We start from the raw sequence: 20,590 nt of genomic DNA on the forward strand, positions 1-20,590 counted from the left end.
GCACCAAACAACATTCCCAGCAACTTCCGGCGGCGCTTCCGTCGTTGTCCCTGTTCCGTACTAGATTGCGGCGGATCCAGCTTCGTCTGGCTCATCCCTAACCCCCTCCAAACCGCGATCGGGCCACTTACTGCTGATTCAGCCAATCTTCTAAATCTTGAACATCGGCAAAATCCAACAACGCCTCACATAGATCTTCTAGTTGCTCAAGAGATAGGGCTTGAACTTGCTCCAGTAACTCTGGTGACAGCACCCCACATCGCTTTGGTAGCAAACGAAGAACAAAAGCCGTTGCCACCTCTAGCCGGCCTTCTTGAAAACCCTGTGCAAAGCCTTCTTTCCGAGCAATGCGTTCAACGCTGGTGATGTAAGGCATCGGTTACTCCTGCCTACAACTGCTGATTGAGCCAGTCCTCTAAATCTTGAATGCCAGAGAAATCCAACAAGTCATCTGCTAGATTCTCCATCTGTTCGAGCGATAGGGCTTGTATCTGCGTCAGCAAAGCAGGTGAGAGCGTGCCACAACGTCGGGTAAGCTGCCGGAGAACTAAAGTATCAGCTTGTTCCCTCCGGCCTTCCTGTCTGCCAATGCGTTCAATGCTGGTGATGTAAGGCATCCGGCGCTCCTGCTCATAAGCCGACAGCACTTTCCTCCGCTACTGCTGACTCAGCCACACCTCCAGATCATCAATCGTTGAGAAATCAAATAATGCTTCTCCCAGTGCTTCCATCTGCTCGATAGACAGCGCTTGTACTTGCGCTAAAAGACTTGAGGACAGAGTTCCATAGCGCTTCGTCAGTAAACGAAGAACAAAAATCTTCGCTTCCTCCCGCCGGCCAATGCGTTCAATGCTGGTGATGTAAGGCATTCGGCGCTCCTGCTCATAAGCCGACAGCTCACTCCTGAACTCTAGCTCAAGACCTTCGGGAAGGCTCAAGAGCCAGTCAATGAACTTGAAAAGGCCAATAATGCGCTCTCGACTCAGGCCCCGCTCATACAAAAGTTTCAACAACTCCAGCTTCCATCGCTTGCGCAGTTGCCGATCTTGCTTCGTCTGAATCGCCCGTAAATGCGCAGCCACCGCGATCGCAAACGGATTCTCATCCTCCAAGAGTTGATCAAGGCGATCGAGATAATCCAGCAACTTAACGCTGACAAACTCACTGAGATCACGACTGCCCCAAAGCGCTGTCTCAAAAGCATTGGGTCGCCACGTCGGTGACTCATCCGCCAAAATCGCCACACTCGCGATCGGCACCGCAAAGCGATCGAAGATGCGATAGCGATAGACATACATCCGCTCCGCAAAGTTCGATTCCCTCGCGCCCTGCACCTCAATGTGTACCAGCACCCACGCTTCTTGACCGGCTTTCGTCCAAACCTTAACGAGCTTGTCCGCATAACGTCGGCCAGTCTCCGCCTCGGCTGTAATCTGCTGGAGCTCCTTATCCAGAAACTCATAGCCGCGATCCCAATCAATGTCGGGATCCGCGATCGGCAAAAAGAAGCGAATGAACTCTGGGAAGAAAGCCTCAATTAACTCCTTCCACGGTGAATCGCTCTCGGTAAGGGGCAGCGCAGAATCGGTCATGCTTCATTCCTTGCGATCGCTCCAATAGCGGTCATCTTCCAACTCCTTACCTGAGAGCATCCGCAGCTCCCCATCAATCACAACGGAAAGCCCAGTCCCTGTTTGTCGTGCCAATTCCCGTGCTCGCTGTGCCGCCCGCAATAAAGCAGGCATTACTTTTTGCATATCTGAATCATGATCTTGAGATTGCGACTCTTGGGTCATGACTAACTTCCTCTCTTGTCTTTAGTGAGATAAGCCCCCGAGCATTGTCAGAATGCGATCGGTGACTTGCTGTAACTCCGCATCAATTTCCTCCAGCGATCGCGGTGGCGTAAACACATAAAAATGCCGGTTAAAGGGAATCTCGTAACCGACTTTGGTTTTCTCTGGGTCGATCCAAGCATCCGGCACATGCGGCAACACTTCTCGCTGGAAATAGGTGTCTACATCCTCAGTTAGCGGCACATTCTCGGTATCCCGTAAGCTGGCATCCGCCACAGGCTGCCCCTTAGTCTTGCCCCGCTGCGCCAGTACGACATTCCCCGCCTCATCTCGCTGCGGACGCTCCACTGTAATCGTGCGATAGCCAAACTCTTCATTGCGAAAGATTTTGCTAACGGGTTTCCCATCGCGATCGGCTTCCTCAAAGTTGCCGAACAACCGCGTAATCTCCGCAATCTGCTCCTCGCTCAGTTCCTTGCGCTTACTGCCCAAACTCTTGCGCATCTTCTGCCAAAAACCACTGGCATCAATTAGCTGAACTTTGCCTTTGCGGCTTGCAGGCTTCCGGTTACTCAGAATCCAGATATAGGTGCTGATACCTGTGTTGTAGAACATGTCCGTGGGCAAAGCGATAATCGCCTCGACCAGATCGTTTTCAAGGACATAGCGGCGAATCTCGCTCTCGCCAGACCCAGCCCCGCCGGTAAATAACGGTGATCCATTCAGCACAATCCCCAGACGGCTGCCGCCTTCACTAGCAGGTCGCATCTTCGAGATCAGATGCAGGAGAAAGAGCAACGAGCCATCACTGACGCGAGGTAAGCCAGGACCAAAACGACCGCTGTAGCCCAACTGTTCAGCTTCTCGCTGGACTTCCTTCTGAATCTTTTTCCACTCGACGCCGAAGGGAGGATTCGACAGCATGTAGTCGTACTTGGCATCGGGCAACTTGTCATCGGAGAGCGTGTTGCCAAAGCAAATATTCTGGATGTTTTGTCCCTTGATCAGCATGTCGGCTTTGCAGATCGCATAGGACTCTGGGTTCAATTCCTGCCCCGACAGCACCAATCGCGCCGAAGGATTCAGCTCCGTTAGATGTTCCTCGGCCACACTGAGCATGCCGCCCGTGCCTGCAGTGGGGTCATACAGACTGCGGACAATTCCAGGCTGAGTCAGCGCGGCATCATCCTCAATAAAGAGCAAATTGACCATCAGCCGAATCACTTCGCGGGGCGTGAAGTGTTCCCCAGCCGTTTCATTCGAGAGTTCGGCAAATTTGCGAATCAGCTCCTCAAATACCAAACCCATCTCGGCATTGCTAACCGTATCGGGATGGAGGTCGATCTGCGCAAAGCGTTCAGTGACAAGGTAAAGCAGACCCGCTTTTTCGAGGCGATCGATTTGTAGATGAAACTCAAAGCTATCGAAAATGTCCCGCACTGCTGGCGTGAAGCCTTGGATATAAGCACGCAGGTTCTCGCCAATGTTGTCGGCATCACCCATCAGCTGCTTGAGATCGAGCGGTGAGGTATTGCAGAAGTTCTGCCCTGCTTTCTTCAGCAAGAACGGTTCTGGAGCTAAGCCTTGGCTTTCGCGTAGGACTTTCTCTTCAAGAACAGCGGCTTTCGTCGGGGCAAGCACACAGTCCAAGCGCCGCAGCACCGTAAACGGCAGGATGATTTTGCCGTAGTCACTCTGTTTGTAGTCGCCGCGCAGCAGGTCAGCCACACTCCAAATGAAGGCCGAGAGATTCTGGCGTCCAGTCGGTTGCGGTTCTAGAGGAGCGGCCATTGGGAGGTCTGGTGGCGTAGCGATCGCAATTCCCTGACTATCCATCAACGTCACAGACCCGCCGCGTCCCCGTCCTGATTGAATCCGGCCTTGCAGCATCAGTTCTGCTTTGACCGACTCGTAGCGAGCATCATCCCACGCCAACAACTGTTGCAGCTTGCTATTCCCCGCTGAGCCACCGAGGGCTTGAAGCACCCCGAGGAACTCAGCTTGAAGACTGCTGATTTCGGTCGTTGATTGGGAGGATTCAAACGTCATAGCAAGCGGGTTGAGAGGGTTAAGTAAGGCCAATGAAGTCTGTTGTATTGTCTTTGATTTGGGATGTTCTGGCCGCCCAAGAGACTGGTGCCGGCCGACGCACCCATCGTCTTTTGACCTCGTCCAGCACAAAAAAACCGGAGTCCCCTAGAGGCTCCGGTGGCGGATAGATTGGAGATTCGCGATCGCGTTTAGAGGACGCGCAGGTCAGGATAGTTTGCCATCACGTCGTCGCGAGTCAAGCTTTCGGATTCCGAATCGGGACTCCAGAGCACTTCTACAGCCAGCAGACTTTCACTACCGATCGCCCCAATTTGGCGCAAGGCTTGCTGCAAATCGCTAGTACTGTTCAGAGCGGGAAGCCGCAGTTGCGTTGTCGCTGCGACCAGTAATGTCACCACAATGTACTCCGCAGGCGCTTGGCTGAGCGGGTCGATCGCGGTTGCCGTGTGCGTGGCCTGTTTGACTTGACCATCGACGTTTGAAACACCTTCGCCCGAAAACTTGCTGCGCTCCATCAGGGTCAGCCGGTTGAAGGCATTCTCGGCGGTGCCCCAAGTCACTTTTTGCGCTTCGGCGCTGCCGTAGGCCCAGTATTCGGGGTGGCGCAGCAGAGCAAGGGTCGTCTCTTGCAGAACGTTAGCCAGCCCTGTTTTGCTGTTGGTATTCGCCCGCATCGCCAGCGCTTCAAGATCACGTTGCAGCGATCGCGCACCGGCTAGCAACCCGACTTGAACTTGGGCGATCGCCACTTGGGAGTTGCTGACTGGTGCCAAACGAGCATTGTTGCCCTCACCCCCACTCGCATTTTGGAAGGCTCGCAGCAGGAAGCCAGCGATCGCAATCATGATTAGGAAGCCAAACAGGCCCCCGCCACCGCCAAAGAACAGCGGCAACACGAAGGGGAAGCCAAAGCCGCCACCACCACGGTAGTAGCCACCGCCACCACCGCTGTACGATCGCGACGGGCTACTGAAGCTGCGAGACGGAGCTGAGAAAGAGCCACCGCCGATCCGCCCACCACGGGCAGCCCAGGCAGACTGAGCGGCACTGAGGGTCAAACTGCCCACCAGTAGAACGACTACCAACAGTCGTCCGATCGATTTGAGGAATGGCTTGCGCATAGTCTTGTGGAATGCGGCGCTGAGGCAGACAGACTGCGCTCTCTCTTACTGTAGCGGCTGGCTTCGAGGCATTTCTCTCACCAAAGGCTAACCCAAGGCGAGATAGCCGTACCTAGCCGCCCCCAACGATGGTGACAATCTCAAGGCGATCGCCCGTGGCAGGCTGGGTGTTCTCCCAGAATTGACGGTGCAGGATCTCCCCGTTGTACTCGACAGCAACGAGGCGCGGCTCTAGGCCAAGACTGCGAAGTAAGTCAGGCAAGTTAAGGCCCGCTGGACAGTCGCGCAACTCTCCGTTGATCTGGAGTGAAATGGGTTCAGACATAGACCAGGACTGAGAATCTAAAGCATTTGTAAAAGTTCTGCCGTAGCGGCCTTCGGGTCGGGCGCCTCCATGATCGCGCGGACCACGGCGAGGCGATCGGCACCGGCTGCAACCACCGCAGCGGCATTGCTGACATCGATTCCACCAATCGCATAAAACGGCTGCTGAGCCTGCTGGCGGGCATAGCCTAAATAGTCAAAGCCCGCTGCTGCTTTGCCGGGTTTCGTGGGTGTGGCAAAGATGGGCCCCACGCCGACATAGTCCGCCCCTTCAGCATTGGCACGGGCCAACTCTTCAGGACTGGTCGTCGATCGCCCAACAATGCGATCGGGGCCGAGAATGCGGCGAGCCACGTCCATCGGCACATCCTGCTGACCAAGATGAACGCCATCAGCCCCGCAAGCAAGTGCTAGATCGACGCGATCGTTGACGAGGAAAAGGGCTCCGTAGCGCTGGCAGAGTTCCGCCAAGCGGCAGGCGGTTTCTAGGCGGGTTGCATCCTCCTGCTGCTTGTCGCGGTACTGCACCAATTTCAGCCCTGCCGAAAGAGCCGCTTCAACGACCTCCAGCAAGCGAGGATGGGGCGAGGTCACAAGATAAAGCCGTGCCTGTCGCAACCGACTGAGGCGATCGCGACTTTGCAGCTGAGACTCCAAGACATAGATCTGGTAGCGCATTGCCTTAGCGCGATCGCTGAGATCCCCCTCGATCAGCTTGCCGTATTCCTCAATCACCCGCAGGGCTTCCTGAACCCGCGCACAGTTCGCCAATAAAACGGCATTGAGGTCAGTCCGCTGTCGCTCTTGGGGATGACTCAAGCTCGTGCCGGGATCGTGGGTTGTGTCGCGAGCTTGACGAAATTTTGGGCGATGCCAACTGCCGACTTCTTGCCGAAGCGCCTTGCAAGTCGCGCTCAAGTCAGCGCGCTCGAGGCCAAAGCGGCACCACTCTTCCAGAATGCGCAACCCTTCACGGGCGCGATCGAGGTTGGCATCCAGAATGCGGTGGCAACGGGTTTCAACCCAATCCATGCTCGACTCAGACGACATCCCTTCGACTCTAGCCTGAGGGCTAGGACCCGCGAAAGTCAGCGATCGCCCACTGCAGGGTTAGGCTCTGAACTGGGGTCTGCTTGCACCGAGATCCGATAAAGCTGAACTTGGCTGATCGTACCAAGCGGTTGCGCTGCTTGCCCAGCGCGACTCAACCAAATCAAATCGGGGCGACCGGGATTGATCGTCACTTCTTGTTTGGGCGAAAACGAGAGCTGCTGACCAGCGGTGCCCATACCCGAGAACACGACTTCTCCATCCACGCTAATTTCCGCCCAAGCAGGCCCACGGAAGGCGATCGCAACAGTGCGCGGCTCCGGTTCTAGAGGCGTTGTTGAGAGCGCAGCCTCCGGTGGCGGCGGCGGTTCAGGGGCAGTCGCAGTCGGGGCAAAGGCGATTTGTTGCCGCCAGTTCCAAACGGTGACCCCAGTGCCTGCGATCGCGGCCACAATCACCACAACTAGGCCCAATAGCCCCAGAGAGGCTTTAGAGGGTAGCGCGATCGCCACTTTAGATCGCTGGGTCGCAGCAGCCGTTGCTGGAGTTGCAGCCAGATGGATGTCTGCCAAGGAGAGATCCGCGAGAAGCGTATCGGGATCGAGGCCCAAGCTGCGAGCGTAGGTGCGAATGAAACCCTGCACAAACACGGGCTCTGGCAGGCGCTGAACTTCGCCACTCTCAATCGCCTCGAGGTAGCTTGACCGCACGCGACATTGAGCAGCGACCGCAGCGAGATCTAAACCCTGAGCTTCCCGCGCGGCGCGCAGTTCTGCCCCAATCCGGTACAGCTCTTCTGTGTAGACCAGTGACTCAGTCATGAATCCTTGGGCGCAGCGATATCCTTTTATACACCACCGGCTAGGCGTCGCTCGGCTAAACGCGATCGCGCCTGAACGGCTCGTTCCTCATCGCTGTGAGCCTGCCGGTTGAGAGTTTCTGCAATCGCAGACTGGAGCTGGGTTGCAGCCGGAGCTAAGGTTTCCAGTGCCGCTGCTGCTGCATAGCGCACCACCCATTCCGGATCGTACTGAAGGCAGAGCTTCAGGGTTTCATAGCACTGCTGTTGTTGGGCAAGGCGATCGCTCTCGGACAGATCTGCCCAGCGCACTCGCCCCAAGCCGTAAGTCGCCGCCCGCCGCACACTGAGCGAAAAATCTTCCCGCGCCGCTGACAGGAGCAGGGGCAGGGCTGCCGGTTCTCCAATGCCAGCTAAGGCGCGCAGAGCCCAAGCTCTTGCGCCGTAGTTATAGTCATCCAGATTATTGAGAATGGCTTGTGCCGCTGGAGAACCCAGTTGAATCAGACCATCGACCGCAACCACCGCAGCCCCTGGGTTGTTGAACGCTAAAACGCTAATCAAAGTCGGGATAGCCGCATCAGTACGAGCCGCCGACAGTGCCGCTACCGCCCGCACCAGTCCTTCCGCCGAATCAGCGGCTTCAACAGCAGCGATCAATTCCGTGCTCATAGGTGCCTACAGCAAACCATCCATCAAATCCATCAGCGCGATTGCCGACTCATCCAACTCTGCGATCGCCTCGGGGGTCTGTTGCCGCAGATGAGTATCGAGCAGCCCTTTGAGCGAGATCAGTTTGAGACTATTCTCGGCAAGCGTCTGGGCAATTTGCGGTGCAGCGGGCAAATAGCCGATCGCCCCTAAATCCATCAGGGCCGACCGCCGGCGCTGTAATTTCGGGTCACTCAAACCTTGAACAACCCGCTCAGCATAGTGATCGTCGCCGGTGAGCTGATAGAGCGATCGTGCGGCTGCTAGGCGAATTTTATCGATCGGATGCTCCAGAAACGCTTGCACCACAGGGACAGCAACCGTTGCTCGCAGTTGTCCCAGGGTTTCCATCACCGCATCCGCTGGCTGAGTCAGATGGGGTTTACCCGGAATCGCGGCGATCGCCTCAGGTCCGCCCTCTAACAGTTTCAATAACGCTGGAACCGCAACTGTGGCTTGCAACTCACCTAAGGACTGGGTTGCAGCCTCGCGAACGTAGTAGTCCTCGCACTGCAAGCAGGCAATCAACGGTGCGATCGCCTCAGGACTTTCCAGTTTTCCCAATGCGCGTGCGGCATTGCGCCGTAGGGGATAGCCGCCATCAGGTGCGCGATCGAGGCTATCATCTAAGGCTTCAATCAACAGCGCGATCGCCTCTGGCTGCTTCATCCGAAACCGACCCAGCCACCAAGCTGCGTAGTAGCGATCGCCCGTATCTGCTGTCTGTCGGAGATTCGCGATCGCTTGTTCGTAGGTCAGCGCCTCAGCTGGCGTCCCCGCTTCACTCATTCCAGAAGTCGGCTCACAAAATCACTGATTTAAAAAGGGAAGCCCAGCTCCCCTGAGAGACCTGGGCTTGAACAATGCAGCAGCTAAAAACTAGCTGAGGGCATTGATGAGGTAGTCGATGTAGGAGTTGGCTTCATCGCGAGAGTCACCACTCAAGCCATGATTCGCTTTGATGTACTTCAGCGCTTCCACATACCAGCTCGGCGCCAAGTCGAAGGTCTTGTTGATCTCATCAAGACCTGCCAACAGGTACTCATCAATCGGACCCGTGCCACCCGCAACCAATGCATAGGTCACAATCCGCAGATAGTAACCAATGTCACGCGCACACTTCGCTTTGCCTTCCGGCGTCGATGCAAAGTTGTTGCCAGGCGTGCTGGTGGTGTAGGGGAACTTGCTGTAAACAGCGTTCGCTGCACCGTTGACCAAGCTGTCAGCATTGTTTGCCAACGCCTTAGCCGCTGCCAAACCAGAAGCAGCTTGACGGAAACGACCAAATGCAACTTGCAGTTCAGTGCTGCTCAGAAAACGCCCTTGCGAATCAGCAGCAGCGACAGCTTCGGTCAGAGGAGTCTTGGACATGATTCCCTATTTCTCTGAAAAAAGGTCTGTTATCTCAATCCCAGTCGATGACTAGGCAACTGCAGCAGCAGCTTTGTCGAAGTAGCTGCCCAGCTCGGAAATGATCGCTGAACAGTCACCTTGGGTGATGCCGTTGCGGTCGCTCACAATCGCCACAGCTGCGTCTTTCATCTTGCGAACGCCTTCTGCCACCGATGCACCGGGCACGCCCAGAGCCAAGTAGGTCTCACGCAGACCGTTCAAACAGCGGTCGTCGAGAATGGAAGCATCGCCGGTGAAGACCGCGTAGGTCACGTAGCGGAGAATGATTTCCATGTCGCGCAGACAAGCCGCCATCCGACGGTTCGTGTATGCGTTGCCGCCAGGAGCAATCAGAGAAGGTTGCTCTGCAAACAATGCACGCGCTGCGTTAGCGACGATCGACGAAGCATTACCGGTGATGCGGTTGACCGTATCAATCCGTTTGTTGCCTTCTGCAACCAAGCGGCTCAGCGCGTCCAGTTGGGCGTCGCTCAAAAATTCGCCACGGGCATCGGCTTGTGCCACCACCTTGGTGAAAGCATCAAAAGTCATTCAACCAGTCTCCTGTTCTCGACTTTTTCGTCGTGTTTTGTGAAAGCGGGTCGTAACCGACAAACAGCGGCTGAGTTTTGATCACGCCAACCTGTGATGGCATTGCACCGAATCAATCTAGGCAGCTGACCAAACCAACCAAGAAATATTTTTAGAGAAAAGAGAGACAGCGGACGCTTTTTTAATAATGGTTAACCATCCACCCACAGCAAACCTGCCCTCATACGCTTGGGGCCAAGCTGGCTGCTGGGAAAGTGAGGTCGCGTCTCAACCTGATCGATGCTGAGAGTATTCCCACGACTCGCCAGCAACAGTCATCTCTGATACAGATGCTGCCCAGTGCGATCGCGCTTCATAGCGGGCTATGGTCTCAGTCGTCCCTAGCAGCGGTCACAGCAGCATGGCAAAAGCCGCCTCATCCCTGCGCATTAACGAGGAAGGAAGCGGCTTAGGGGGCTCGATGCTCCCAAACACGACTGAGAGTCGTCAGGAATCTGCGGCGGGGCAACCTAGTCTTCAGCTTCAGCCGTGAGTGGCTTAATGCTGACAATACGGGCACCCAAACGATTGATGCGACGCAATTCTTCGTTCATGCGTGCGTAGGGCACCTTGAATTGAACCGTGCCACTCTGGCGCACGGGGTAGCGATTCAGATCGGTCTGATCACTTTGATGAAGGCCTTCAACTTCGTAGACAAAGACTCGACTAGCGACGGCACCACTACGGGCGCCGACCAAAGCAGATTGACCCAACATGCGTGCAGAACCTCTGGAGAGACGGAGAAGACAACAATAGGGGCAAAAACTGGGATGCTCGCCCAACCCACAGCTTTTACCCCCAGAGAGGCTAGAGGCTAGCCGGCGCCACGCTGACAACACGACCGCCGCTGCGGTTGACCTGTTGCAAGGTGTTGTTCAGTTGCTCGTAGGGCACCAGGAGCGAGCGATTACTGCGGCGCACGCTGGGGAAGCCCGGTTTGCTAATCGCCGCGATTTCAACGCGGAAGATCCGGCTGGCCGTTTGGCCAAAGGGCGTCGAGCCACCCAAGGCCCGCATCGGGGCTTCACCCTTGGTCGAAGCAACGTAGTTGGTGCCAACGCTGGGGGCCACGACCGGTGCCACGGATTTGGCCGCCAAGTTTGCCGCTAGGCGAGAATTGTTACCGCCCAAGGAGGTGCGATCGCTCGTAGCATAGCCCCGGTAGAGCGAGAACAGGCGCGGCAGACCGACGCTCTGCTGACCGACGTGGTACTCAATGTCTCGGTAGTAGGGAACGATGCTTTCGCCGAAGGTTTCCAAGTACTCCGAAGAATCGATGTAGGAGTCGACATCTGCGTCGTAGCCTTGGGTTTCGTAGCGATCGAGGTGCTCGATCACTTCGGCCTCGCTATAGGGTGCACGACCCAACAGATGTTTGCAGTGCAACTCAATGACACGGGTTTGGAAGTTGTTGTAGAAGAACTTGGTCTTGTACAACTCTGACTTAGCCACAGCACGGACAAAGTCGCGCACGGAAATCGAGCCATTGACCAGCAAGGATTCAGCGGCCGTCAAGCGCTCCGACTTCATGATGTAGTCGTTGCCAAGCACTTGGCGGTAAACCGCGCGGATTACCGCTTGTACTTGGTCGCGATCGCCATCAGGACGCAGCTCAACCGGTGCAGCATTGCTGAACGGTGCTGTTCCGAGACGAGAGGATGCAACAGTAATTGCCATCGGGGGCAGACCTCAAAAAAGGGAGAAACGAGGAGCTGAGCGAAGGACTAGGCTGGAGTGATGCTGACGATGCGGCCACCTTGGGCATGAACCCGTTGCAGAGTTGCATTCAGCTTTTCGTAGGACACGAAGTAGGTAGCGTTGCTACGACGAATCCGATTCGAAGTGCGAGCCGTCACGCCTTGCTGCTGTACTTGAACGCGGAAAAGCTGATCACGGCTTCCGCCACAGGTGCCGACAAGAGCACTATCCGTCGAGCCGATCAACACTGGTGACGCTGCATTGCGTGCCACTTCTTGATCGAGCCGCGATCGCTGGCTGGTGGCTGAGCGATCGCTCGTTGCATAGCCGCGATAGAGCTGAAAAATGCGGTTGAAACCAACCGTTTTTTGAGCCCGAATCGTTGCAAAACCCCGGAAGTAAGGAACGACATTATCCCCAAAGCTTTCGGTGTATTCAGCAGAATCAATGTAGGAATTGATATCTGCGTCATAGCCGTGACTGTGATAAGTCGCAGCATGGGCAGCAACTTCAGCTTGATCGTAGGGAGCACGACCCAGCAGGTGTTTAAAGTTCAGCTCAATGAATCGATTGTGAGCATTGTTATGGAAGAATTTTTCGCGATACAGTTCGGAAAGAGCAACTGCCCGAACAAAATCACGAACCGAAATTTCACCACCGCGCAGCAAAGATTCGGCACTGGTCAAGCGCTCGGTGCCCATGACGTAATCATTGCCCAGCACTTGTCGATAGACAGCGCGAATGATGGCGTTGATTTCATCCGAAGATGCACCCGCACGCCATTCTAAAGGAGCTGACTCACTATAGGCCGAGAATCCGAGACGACGGGCTGCTTCAAGACTCGTCATACTCAACTCCAAAAGCTTTTAAAAAAAAGCCCGGAAGAGAGCAGGCAACCTCTGCACGAAAACAGAATCTGCTCTTTCCGGGTTGATCATGATTTCAACTAGGGACTAGCTGAGGGCATTGATGAGGTAGTCGATGTAGGAGTTGGCTTCATCGCGAGAGTCACCACTCAAGCCATGATTCGCTTTGATGTACTTCAGCGCTTCCACATACCAGCTCGGCGCCAAGTCGAAGGTCTTGTTGATCTCATCAAGACCTGCCAACAGGTACTCATCAATCGGACCCGTGCCACCCGCAACCAATGCATAGGTCACAATCCGCAGATAGTAACCAATGTCACGCGCACACTTCGCTTTGCCTTCCGGCGTCGATGCAAAGTTGTTGCCAGGCGTGCTGGTGGTGTAGGGGAACTTGCTGTAAACAGCGTTCGCTGCACCGTTGACCAAGCTGTCAGCATTGTTTGCCAACGCCTTAGCCGCTGCCAAACCAGAAGCAGCTTGACGGAAACGACCAAATGCAACTTGCAGTTCAGCGCTGCTCAGAAAACGCCCTTGCGAATCAGCAGCAGCGACAGCTTCGGTCAGAGGAGTCTTGGACATGATTCCCTATTTCTCTGAAAAAAGGTCTGTTATCTCAATCCCAGTCGATGACTAGGCAACTGCAGCAGCAGCTTTGTCGAAGTAGCTGCCCAGCTCGGAAATGATCGCTGAACAGTCACCTTGGGTGATGCCGTTGCGGTCGCTCACAATCGCCACAGCTGCGTCTTTCATCTTGCGAACGCCTTCTGCCACCGATGCACCGGGCACGCCCAGAGCCAAGTAGGTCTCACGCAGACCGTTCAAACAGCGGTCGTCGAGAATGGAAGCATCGCCGGTGAAGACCGCGTAGGTCACGTAGCGGAGAATGATTTCCATGTCGCGCAGACAAGCCGCCATCCGACGGTTCGTGTATACGTTGCCGCCAGGAGCAATCAGAGAAGGTTGCTCTGCAAACAATGCACGCGCTGCGTTAGCGACGATCGACGAAGCATTACCGGTGATGCGGTTGACCGTATCAATCCGTTTGTTGCCTTCTGCAACCAAGCGGCTCAGCGCGTCCAGTTGGGCGTCGCTCAAAAATTCGCCACGGGCATCGGCTTGTGCCACCACCTTGGTGAAAGCATCAAAAGTCATTCAACCAGTCTCCTGTTCTCGACTTTTATTGACTCTCGATTCCTAAAACGAGAACGCGGTTTTTTCGCATTCTCTAGCAGGGAAACCCTGCACCTGAACCGTCCCCATCATTCTTCAAGAAAACTCTCGATTGTGAGAGACTCTTAACAATGATTTACATTAAATCGTTTGTTAAACGAGAGGGGCCTGTCAGGCAATTGGCGCAGTTCACTGTCGCTTAGCAACGATTAGTGAACCTTATCCAGTTGCCTTGGCATTCTTATACAACGATCGCGGCCACAAGATTCGCTAAAAATTGTGAAGCTCTGACTGACGGGGATTTAGAGCGATCGCGATCGGGATTGGCCGTATCAATCCTGAATCTGTAAGTCGTCCACGACTAGGGTCAATCTCTAGCTTTGTAAAGATGCTTTAAGTTGATGGTCGACGATCGCTTGAGAAGTTGAAGAAAAACTTATGGCTGACCCAACAGCTACATCTTTTGGATCTGAAATCGTTACGAGCTGAAGGTTTGTAATATTCATTTACATTCTTGAACTGAGCGATCGCTGGCTCATGGGACCGGCAGCAGGGCAAGCAACCAGCATGCAGCTGAGACTGAGAGTCATGAGGAACCCAGGCTGTAGCCTTAACGCAGTCCGCCCAAGCGCCAGCACAAAAAAGCAGCGATCGCAACGACCAAGGAGACGATAAAGGCGTTTTCAGTCGAGGATTGAACTGTGGCATCGAGGCGCTCTTCCTCGTTGGTTGCCCGCTGAAAGCGCTGTTCCTTGAGGCGAAAGTAAATGAGCTGAGACAGGACGAGCAAGGCTAGCGGGATTAAGACCCACTGGCTGCTAAGGATCAAGCCAGCGCCACTCATGAAGGTCAGCACGGAGCCAATGAGCAGAAACCGACTGGTGAGGCGATCTTCCTTTTCTTGGCTGAGGGCTTCGAGCAAGTTGTCCATTAGATGGGCTTGCCGCGCTTGCTGTAGTGCCAGCAGCCCGCCCATGAGCCAAAAGCAACCAAACAGCCGCAGACCCCAAGTCAGAGCGGTCGAGATTAGGGTGAGCATCTCATCCTGGAGCACAACAAAGACAGAGACTTAAGACAAGGATTTTTAGCCCTGAGGGCAGTCTAGCGGTCGAAGGAACGGATCGCTCCAGCGGCCTGTCACACTTAAAAAGCTCTGCTCGAGCATTTGCTGCTGTCTCTAAAGCCATGCTGAAACTTTGGGCTCTTCCCCTAGCGATCGGGCTGGGACTTTTTCCGTCGGCACCGGTGACCCAAGCCCAAGCACCTCTCAACCCAACATTACGAGTGGGAATTGTCCAGCGCTTTGGTCGGCAGCCGAGCGATCGCCTGCAAATTGTGGCTGGTGCCCAGCGATCGCTGACGCTCCGATTCACGGTCAATGGTCAACCGCGTCAGTTTCGGGCCCAACGGCTGACGGTGGCGATTGCCCCTGTCCCCCTACCGACCCCCGAGCAGCGATCGCAATTAGTCATTAGTCAGCACCGCAGCTTTGAGAGTGCTGAGGCCAGCGCCGCGCAATGGCGGGCCAAGGGGTTTGACGTCGAAATCGCCCAACCGCAGGGCTGGGAAGTCTGGTTAAAACCGACCCCAGACCTACCTGATGCCGCCCTACCGAGGTTGCTGCAACGGTTGCGCAGTGAAGGAGCCGCGTCTGCTCTGCTACGCAGCGAGACACGCAAGACACAACCGCAGTTGGTTTGGCAGCTAGGGGATCAACGCTTTCAGGGCGATCGCCTCGAGATTGAGAGCAATGGCCCGATCACCGTTGCTGGCATTCCCTACCCGGGTCAGCTCACCCTGCAACCCAATGCCCACGGCGACTTTACCCTCGTCAATACCGTCACAGTTGAAGACTATCTGAGTGGAGTCGTTCCCCACGAAATTGGTGCGGGTGCTCCTGCCCAAGCGATCGCCGCCCAAGCGATTCTGGCGCGGACCTACGCTCTGCGCAATGTACGGCGTTTCCAAGTCGATAACTATGAGCTCTGTGCCGATGTGCGATGTCAGGTCTATCGCGGCTGGGAAAGCCGGCTGCCGACAGTCGAGCAGGCAATTCGTCAAACGCGAGGCTTGGTGCTGAGCTACAACAACCAACTCATTGATGCAGTCTATTCTTCGACAACTGGCGGGATAACGGCTGGGTTTGAAGATGCTTGGCTGGGCCAGCAGCGGTCCTATCTCCAGCCGCGCCTCGATGCTCTGCGACCGCTCTGGAATCTACAGACGAAACCACTCAATCAAGAAGCGAATCTCAAGGCGTTTCTGCAACTACGGGAGGGCTTTAATGAGACTGGTCAGCCGCGCTTTCGGTGGCAGCGCCGTCGCAGTCTGGCCGAGATTCAGGCAGAACTAAAAGCCTATCTCCGCGATCGCCGCGATCCAAGGGCAGAGTTTCAGCAGATTCAATCAGTAGCCGTGAGTCAGCGATCGCCAAGCGGTCGGGTCTTAGAAGTAATCGTTCAGAGCGATCGCGGGCCGATCGTCATTGGTCGCGATGAAGTCCGGCGGGCCTTTGCGGGGCTATTCAGCACCTTGTTTTATCTCGAACCAGAGCAGGATGGCCAGGGACGTCCTGTGGCCTACCGTTTTGTTGGTGGCGGCTTTGGCCATGGGGTTGGCCTCAGTCAGACCGGGGCGATGGGCTTGGCACGCCAAGGCTGGAATTACGATCGCATCCTTAAGTTCTACTATCCCCAAACGCAACTAGAGCCGCTCCATCCAACCATGCTGCAGTCAGTCAACGCCCGAAAGCCTTGAGTGATCTATCAGTCTTTGACAGCGTAGAGCCTGGGTCGCAGGCGCATAAGCTAGTAGAACCTGTACTGTCGATCGCCGTCATGAATCGCTTCCGCGTTGAGGTTATCAGCTGCACTCCTAATCCTCAGCAGACGATTTATGCGGCCATGCACCAGGATTACAGCGAGTCTTTTGTGGTGGAAGAACGCGATCGCTGGCCCGCTGAAGCACAAGCGGGAGAGGTGATCGTTAAACGCCTGCTGGCCGGAGAGCGTGGCCACTATGGCCCCCTCGAACACGCGATGATCGTTTTCAACGTGGGCTATTTCCCCCACAGCGTCATGCAGCAGGCGCGCACACATCGCATTGGCGTCAGTTTCGATGTGCAGTCGATGCGGTATACGGGGCAGCGAGTAGCGGATGCGGCCGCGGGCAAAATTGACCTCGAAGACATCTTCTACCTACGCCCCGTAGGCCAGTACCTCGATCGCCAGGGCAAGAAGTACACCTACACCGAGACTGACCGCGCCAAAGACTTGGAATTGTGTCGTCAGGCAGCTCTGCGCTACCAGGAATTGTTGGAGGCTGGCTATGCCGAGGAACATGCGCGGGGCATTTTGCCGTTTGACTATCGCCAACATTTTGTCGTCAGCTTCACGCTGCGATCGCTGATGCATTTCCTGGATTTGCGCAGCAAAAAGGATGCTCAGATTGAGATTCAGCAACTCTGCGATTTGCTCTGGCCGCATTTCCAAACCTGGGCACCGGCGATCGCTCAGTGGTACGCCAGCACCCGACTAGGGAAAGCTCGGCTTGCCCCTTAGGCGATCGGGCCCTCTCACCTTTGCGGCAAACTACCGGCAAGCAATGCAAGGTCGGCGCGGTTCCTTCAGAAGAGGGCGAGAGCGATAGGCTAGAACGCGAGGTGTGGGCAGGCAAGGGTGAGCGGCATTCTAGCGGTCGTAGCGTGGTTAGGATTGGTGGGCTTGCTGGCGTGGCTGGCCAGTCGTCATCCCGACATACCCAATGAATGGGTGCGCAAAATTGTCCACATCGGCACCGGCAACGTCATTCTGATTGCTTGGGCGTTTCAAATTCCGGCTGCGATCGGAATTGCAGCAGCGGTGCTGTTCTCGGGTGTGGCGTTGCTCTCCTTCTGGCTACCGATTTTGCCGGGGCTTCAAAACGTTGGCCGCCATAGTCTCGGAACCTTTTTTTATGCTGTCAGCATCGGCCTATTGATCGCTGGCTTCTGGCATTGGGCACCTCGCTACGCAGCGCTCGGCATCTTGGTGATGACCTACGGTGATGGACTTGCTGCTTTGGTGGGGCAGCAGTGGGGACGCCACCGCTTTCACCTACAAGGGATTGGCCAGAAAAGCTGGGAAGGCAGCCTGACGATGATGGCCGTCAGCTTTTTGGTAGCGGTGATTTTGCTGGGGTTAACCCAAACCCCTGGCACGATCGCGATTAGCTTGGCAGTCGCGATCGCGGCACCCTTGTTGGAACTCTGGTCTTGGTATGGCATCGACAACCTCAGCGTGCCGCTGGGCTGCGCGATCGTGGCCGCTGGCGTTAGCCACCTATTCAGCTAACAAGGCGTTGAGATCGTTGCGGTAGGCCTGTTCATCTCCGAGCCGTGCCACCAGCAAACATTCCCGTCCCGATTCCAACAAGCGTTGCTGCCAGTGATTGACCGCTTCGGCGTTGCGCAACCAGTAGCGAACAACACTATCAACCGCTTGATCGACATTCCAACCGCGATCGGGTGAGACTTGGCGCGCAGACTCCAAAAAAGGATCCAAACGCGCTTCTGGGGCACTGAGATAGGCCAGCCCTTGGGGATGCTGCCGAAAAGTTTGGTGCTGGAAGACGTCGAGAACGGGGGAAACGCCTAACAATTCAAAGACAAAGCCCATAGCAACTGCGCTGTAACCGTGAATTGGCAGTCAGTGTAGGCAGCAGAATTTTCTGTGACCAGAAATTATTACATTTCGTAAAAACAGTTGCCGTCTTGCTGTCATCTGGCCTGTTCGAAGGTTGGGCTGCTAATCCGGTTTTCGGGCTGCGGGCGCTTCTGCCAACTCCAAGTACTGATGGCAATAAGGGCGAGACTGGTCAGCACCATCGTCCAGCAGCGATCGCGCAGTCGATCTGGGGGCTGCATCAGTCAAGTCCTCGTATGAGATCTAGTGCTAGCCTACTGGCTTGCTAGATTCATGAATCGTCAGCGATCAGATCTGACCTAATCTCGGGGCGGCTCAGGCTGGCAGATTAGCCGGCGCTAGGGAGTGATCACGCTGACGGTGGGGCGATCGCTCTTTAAGGTCAGTCGGCCCAGTTCTTTTTGTTTGGGATCAAAGCGTAGAGACTGCCGCACGCCTCGGGCAGTCAGTTGAGCCAACAATTCAGTTTCCCAGCGGCGTGCCGCTGCTTTGAGTAGTTGCGGTTGCTCAAAGTCTGAAGCGGTCAGGATCGCAGTCAATTCCGATTCTGGTAGCCATTGCCGGACGTCTAGGCGTGGCTCCCAGTCAGCCGCTTGGTCTCCATTACCGGGCGGAACTTGAAGCTGTTCCGCGAGCCACGCTTGCTGCAGGGCTTCCAGTTGCTGGCGATCGGGGCGATCGCAGCGCTGGGCTCGGAACCAATAGCAGCGATCGGGTTGTCGCAGCAGGTGTTGTTGCAAGCTAAGGCTGACATTACGGGAGTAATGAATCAGTTGCAGCTGGCGATCGCGGTCGTAGATCGCATAGATGCCAATGCCCTCCAGCTCAGCGAGTGGGAGCTGCCCCTCCGCATCAACGAATGGCTGGAGTGGGAGTTCGTTTAGGGCTGGGGTCATGACTGGCGTGATCGAGCAAGCAGCGGTGGTTCTAGCGTGCCCTTAATCCTCTCGGCATCAACGTTGAGCGATCGCGCCTAGATCGAGAGTCATCCTGAATTGCAAGCAGTTCATGGCGATCGCAAAGGCTGGAGTGTGACCTCGATTCACCATGAATTGAGTAGGAAGCTAAGCCGAACTTTCTGAGAGGAATTGAGCCCCAGCAATCACCAACGACAACGCCTGTTGGTTGTGTGTGCATGGGGAGTGACCGCCACTCATTCGTAGCCTTGCTTACACTTTGCCGATCTGGCCTCTTCTAGGATGCCAAAGCTGTGGCTTAGCCGAAATGAGGCCACAACAGTCATCTCCCTGTTGATTCTGCTGATATGAGCACTGATGCCCCCCGTCCACCGCTGCCGCCGTTTACTGCGGAGACAGCTGCCCAGAAAGTTCGTATGGCGGAAGATGCTTGGAACCATCGCGATCCAGAGCGAGTTTCCTTGGCCTATAGCCCCAACAGTGTTTGGCGCAATCGAGCTGAATTTTTGCAGGGGCGCGAAGATATCAAAGCCTTCTTAATTCGCAAGTGGAACAGAGAGCTAGACTATCGCCTAATTAAAGAAGTTTGGGCTTGGCATGACAATCGAATTGCTGTTCGTTTCGCCTACGAATATCACGATGATTCTGGTCAGTGGTATCGAGCTTATGGCAATGAAAATTGGGAATTTGATGAACTGGGCCTGATGAAGCGACGCATCGCTAGTATTAATGACTTGGTAATTTCAGAAAGCGATCGCAAATATCATTGGCCTTTAGGCCCCCGACCGCTTGATCATCCGGGCTTGAGTGATCTTGGCCTCTAGCCTGTGAAACAGCAGGGCTAGAGCACTAGCCCTCGCCACTGGAATTGGTGCTCAAAGATAGCACTTGGAACGATCGTAAAATCTGTCGATAGTGTTGGGGCTGCCGCTCAAATTCAGCGGCTGGCAGGGAAATCACAAACGTGTAGAGTTGTCCTCGAGCAAGGGCAATCGCCGCTAGATCATGACGGGATTGCTGCTCCAATTGCACAGCATATTCCAGCAAATATTCTGGCCCTAAGGCGGTTTCTTGCTGTTCGGCGGCTAGTAACTCAACCTGTCGACCCCGATCGGGACGGTTCAGCCATTGGGTTTGGAGCTCGTAGCCAACAGTTGTGGGATCGCCCAGATCGGACAGCTGACTGGTATCAGGCACTGGACTGATCAACAAACTCAGATTGCGATCGGGGCTGAGGGGATCGCGAAAGGCGATCGTGGCAAGGCCGGGATTCTCGACGGCAATCCAAGCGGGTGGGTAAGAGAACTGCCAGTTAGCCCCTTGGTAAATAGGCAGGCTGATCGTCTGACAAGCAGTTAGCACAAGGAAACTAGCGATCGCAAAACTCAGCCCTAGTCGATTCAAAAGCATCGAGATGATAC

At 55.4% G+C, this 20,590-nt stretch carries 27 protein-coding genes; 4 read left to right on the plus strand and 23 right to left on the minus strand.

The annotated features are described in order from the left end of the window. Positions 1-127: 127 nt before the first annotated feature. From SYC_RS02495 to SYC_RS02585, 19 genes are all read right to left on the minus strand, one after another. Complete coding sequence (locus SYC_RS02495) at positions 128-376, minus strand: DUF4351 domain-containing protein (protein WP_011242797.1); 249 nt, start codon at positions 374-376, stop codon at positions 128-130. Between the two features lie 13 nt (positions 377-389). Further along, on the minus strand, positions 390-647 hold the full coding sequence (locus SYC_RS02500) for a DUF4351 domain-containing protein (RefSeq protein WP_011242798.1): 258 nt from the start codon (positions 645-647) through the stop codon (positions 390-392). Between the two features lie 9 nt (positions 648-656). Next, positions 657-1,592, minus strand: a complete 936-nt coding sequence (locus tag SYC_RS02505) for a DUF4351 domain-containing protein (RefSeq protein WP_011242799.1) — start codon at positions 1,590-1,592, stop codon at positions 657-659. 3 nt (positions 1,593-1,595) lie between these two features. Further along, entirely contained in the window at positions 1,596-1,745 is a 150-nt protein-coding gene (locus SYC_RS02510) for a hypothetical protein (protein WP_197058179.1), read from the minus strand. A 72-nt stretch (positions 1,746-1,817) separates the two neighbouring features. Continuing rightward, complete coding sequence (locus SYC_RS02515; RefSeq protein ID WP_011242800.1) at positions 1,818-3,845, minus strand: type I restriction-modification system subunit M; 2,028 nt, start codon at positions 3,843-3,845, stop codon at positions 1,818-1,820. A gap of 191 nt (positions 3,846-4,036) precedes the next feature. After that, positions 4,037-4,969: a DUF1517 domain-containing protein gene (locus tag SYC_RS02520; protein WP_011242801.1), complete on the minus strand. Its 933-nt coding sequence runs from the start codon at positions 4,967-4,969 to the stop codon at positions 4,037-4,039. A 112-nt stretch (positions 4,970-5,081) separates the two neighbouring features. Beyond that, the gene (gene thiS, locus SYC_RS02525) at positions 5,082-5,294 is read right to left on the minus strand and encodes a sulfur carrier protein ThiS (protein ID WP_011242802.1); all 213 of its coding nucleotides are present in this window, start codon (positions 5,292-5,294) and stop codon (positions 5,082-5,084) included. A 17-nt stretch (positions 5,295-5,311) separates the two neighbouring features. Next, on the minus strand, positions 5,312-6,343 hold the full coding sequence (locus tag SYC_RS02530) for a thiamine phosphate synthase (protein ID WP_011242803.1): 1,032 nt from the start codon (positions 6,341-6,343) through the stop codon (positions 5,312-5,314). A 38-nt stretch (positions 6,344-6,381) separates the two neighbouring features. After that, positions 6,382-7,164, minus strand: a complete 783-nt coding sequence (locus tag SYC_RS02535; protein ID WP_011242804.1) for a helix-turn-helix domain-containing protein — start codon at positions 7,162-7,164, stop codon at positions 6,382-6,384. A 26-nt stretch (positions 7,165-7,190) separates the two neighbouring features. After that, positions 7,191-7,814 (minus strand): HEAT repeat domain-containing protein, encoded by a 624-nt coding sequence (locus SYC_RS02540; protein ID WP_011242805.1) that lies wholly within the window; start codon positions 7,812-7,814, stop codon positions 7,191-7,193. Between the two features lie 6 nt (positions 7,815-7,820). Then, positions 7,821-8,642 (minus strand): HEAT repeat domain-containing protein, encoded by an 822-nt coding sequence (locus SYC_RS02545; protein WP_011242806.1) that lies wholly within the window; start codon positions 8,640-8,642, stop codon positions 7,821-7,823. A gap of 90 nt (positions 8,643-8,732) precedes the next feature. Then, entirely contained in the window at positions 8,733-9,224 is a 492-nt protein-coding gene (cpcA, locus tag SYC_RS02550; RefSeq protein ID WP_011242807.1) for a phycocyanin subunit alpha, read from the minus strand. A gap of 51 nt (positions 9,225-9,275) precedes the next feature. After that, positions 9,276-9,797, minus strand: a complete 522-nt coding sequence (locus SYC_RS02555; protein ID WP_011242808.1) for a phycocyanin subunit beta — start codon at positions 9,795-9,797, stop codon at positions 9,276-9,278. A 509-nt stretch (positions 9,798-10,306) separates the two neighbouring features. After that, positions 10,307-10,552 (minus strand): phycobilisome linker polypeptide, encoded by a 246-nt coding sequence (locus tag SYC_RS02560; RefSeq protein WP_011242809.1) that lies wholly within the window; start codon positions 10,550-10,552, stop codon positions 10,307-10,309. A 91-nt stretch (positions 10,553-10,643) separates the two neighbouring features. Continuing rightward, positions 10,644-11,513, minus strand: coding sequence for a phycobilisome rod-core linker polypeptide (locus SYC_RS02565; RefSeq protein ID WP_011242810.1), 870 nt, complete (start codon positions 11,511-11,513; stop codon positions 10,644-10,646). 47 nt (positions 11,514-11,560) lie between these two features. Beyond that, positions 11,561-12,382, minus strand: coding sequence for a phycobilisome rod-core linker polypeptide (locus tag SYC_RS02570; protein WP_011242811.1), 822 nt, complete (start codon positions 12,380-12,382; stop codon positions 11,561-11,563). Positions 12,383-12,487: 105 nt separating this feature from the next. Beyond that, a complete protein-coding gene (cpcA, locus tag SYC_RS02575; RefSeq protein ID WP_011242812.1) occupies positions 12,488-12,979 on the minus strand; it encodes a phycocyanin subunit alpha in 492 nt (163 codons plus the stop codon). A 51-nt stretch (positions 12,980-13,030) separates the two neighbouring features. Then, positions 13,031-13,552: a phycocyanin subunit beta gene (locus tag SYC_RS02580; RefSeq protein WP_011242813.1), complete on the minus strand. Its 522-nt coding sequence runs from the start codon at positions 13,550-13,552 to the stop codon at positions 13,031-13,033. A 628-nt stretch (positions 13,553-14,180) separates the two neighbouring features. Further along, positions 14,181-14,609 (minus strand): hypothetical protein, encoded by a 429-nt coding sequence (locus tag SYC_RS02585; protein ID WP_011377843.1) that lies wholly within the window; start codon positions 14,607-14,609, stop codon positions 14,181-14,183. 146 nt (positions 14,610-14,755) lie between these two features. Between SYC_RS02585 and SYC_RS02590 the strand changes: the two genes are divergently transcribed. The 3 genes from SYC_RS02590 (at position 14,756) to SYC_RS02600 (ending at position 17,901) form a co-directional block, all read left to right on the plus strand. Next, entirely contained in the window at positions 14,756-16,327 is a 1,572-nt protein-coding gene (locus tag SYC_RS02590) for a SpoIID/LytB domain-containing protein (protein ID WP_011242815.1), read from the plus strand. A gap of 80 nt (positions 16,328-16,407) precedes the next feature. Beyond that, positions 16,408-17,130, plus strand: coding sequence for an FAD-dependent thymidylate synthase (gene thyX, locus SYC_RS02595; RefSeq protein WP_011242816.1), 723 nt, complete (start codon positions 16,408-16,410; stop codon positions 17,128-17,130). 117 nt (positions 17,131-17,247) lie between these two features. Beyond that, positions 17,248-17,901, plus strand: a complete 654-nt coding sequence (locus SYC_RS02600) for a diacylglycerol/polyprenol kinase family protein (RefSeq protein WP_011242817.1) — start codon at positions 17,248-17,250, stop codon at positions 17,899-17,901. Here SYC_RS02600 and SYC_RS02605 read toward each other — a convergent pair. The 3 genes from SYC_RS02605 to SYC_RS02610 form a co-directional block, all read right to left on the minus strand. Further along, the gene (locus tag SYC_RS02605; RefSeq protein WP_011242818.1) at positions 17,890-18,225 is read right to left on the minus strand and encodes a hypothetical protein; all 336 of its coding nucleotides are present in this window, start codon (positions 18,223-18,225) and stop codon (positions 17,890-17,892) included. The two genes, SYC_RS02600 and SYC_RS02605, sit on opposite strands and share 12 nt — an antisense overlap. Before the next feature lie 101 nt (positions 18,226-18,326). After that, positions 18,327-18,473 (minus strand): hypothetical protein, encoded by a 147-nt coding sequence (locus SYC_RS13735; RefSeq protein WP_155813863.1) that lies wholly within the window; start codon positions 18,471-18,473, stop codon positions 18,327-18,329. Positions 18,474-18,590: 117 nt separating this feature from the next. Then, positions 18,591-19,148: a GIY-YIG nuclease family protein gene (locus SYC_RS02610; RefSeq protein WP_011242819.1), complete on the minus strand. Its 558-nt coding sequence runs from the start codon at positions 19,146-19,148 to the stop codon at positions 18,591-18,593. Positions 19,149-19,516: 368 nt separating this feature from the next. Here SYC_RS02610 and SYC_RS02615 point away from each other — a divergent pair, with 368 nt between their 5' ends. Next, positions 19,517-19,993 (plus strand): DUF1348 family protein, encoded by a 477-nt coding sequence (locus tag SYC_RS02615; RefSeq protein ID WP_011242820.1) that lies wholly within the window; start codon positions 19,517-19,519, stop codon positions 19,991-19,993. Positions 19,994-20,018: 25 nt separating this feature from the next. Here SYC_RS02615 and psbP read toward each other — a convergent pair whose 3' ends face one another. Then, positions 20,019-20,579 (minus strand): photosystem II reaction center PsbP, encoded by a 561-nt coding sequence (gene psbP, locus SYC_RS02620; RefSeq protein WP_231621319.1) that lies wholly within the window; start codon positions 20,577-20,579, stop codon positions 20,019-20,021. Positions 20,580-20,590: the final 11 nt, after the last annotated feature.

It is taken from the genome of Synechococcus elongatus PCC 6301 (assembly GCF_000010065.1).
Lineage (GTDB): Bacteria > Cyanobacteriota > Cyanobacteriia > Synechococcales > Synechococcaceae > Synechococcus > Synechococcus elongatus.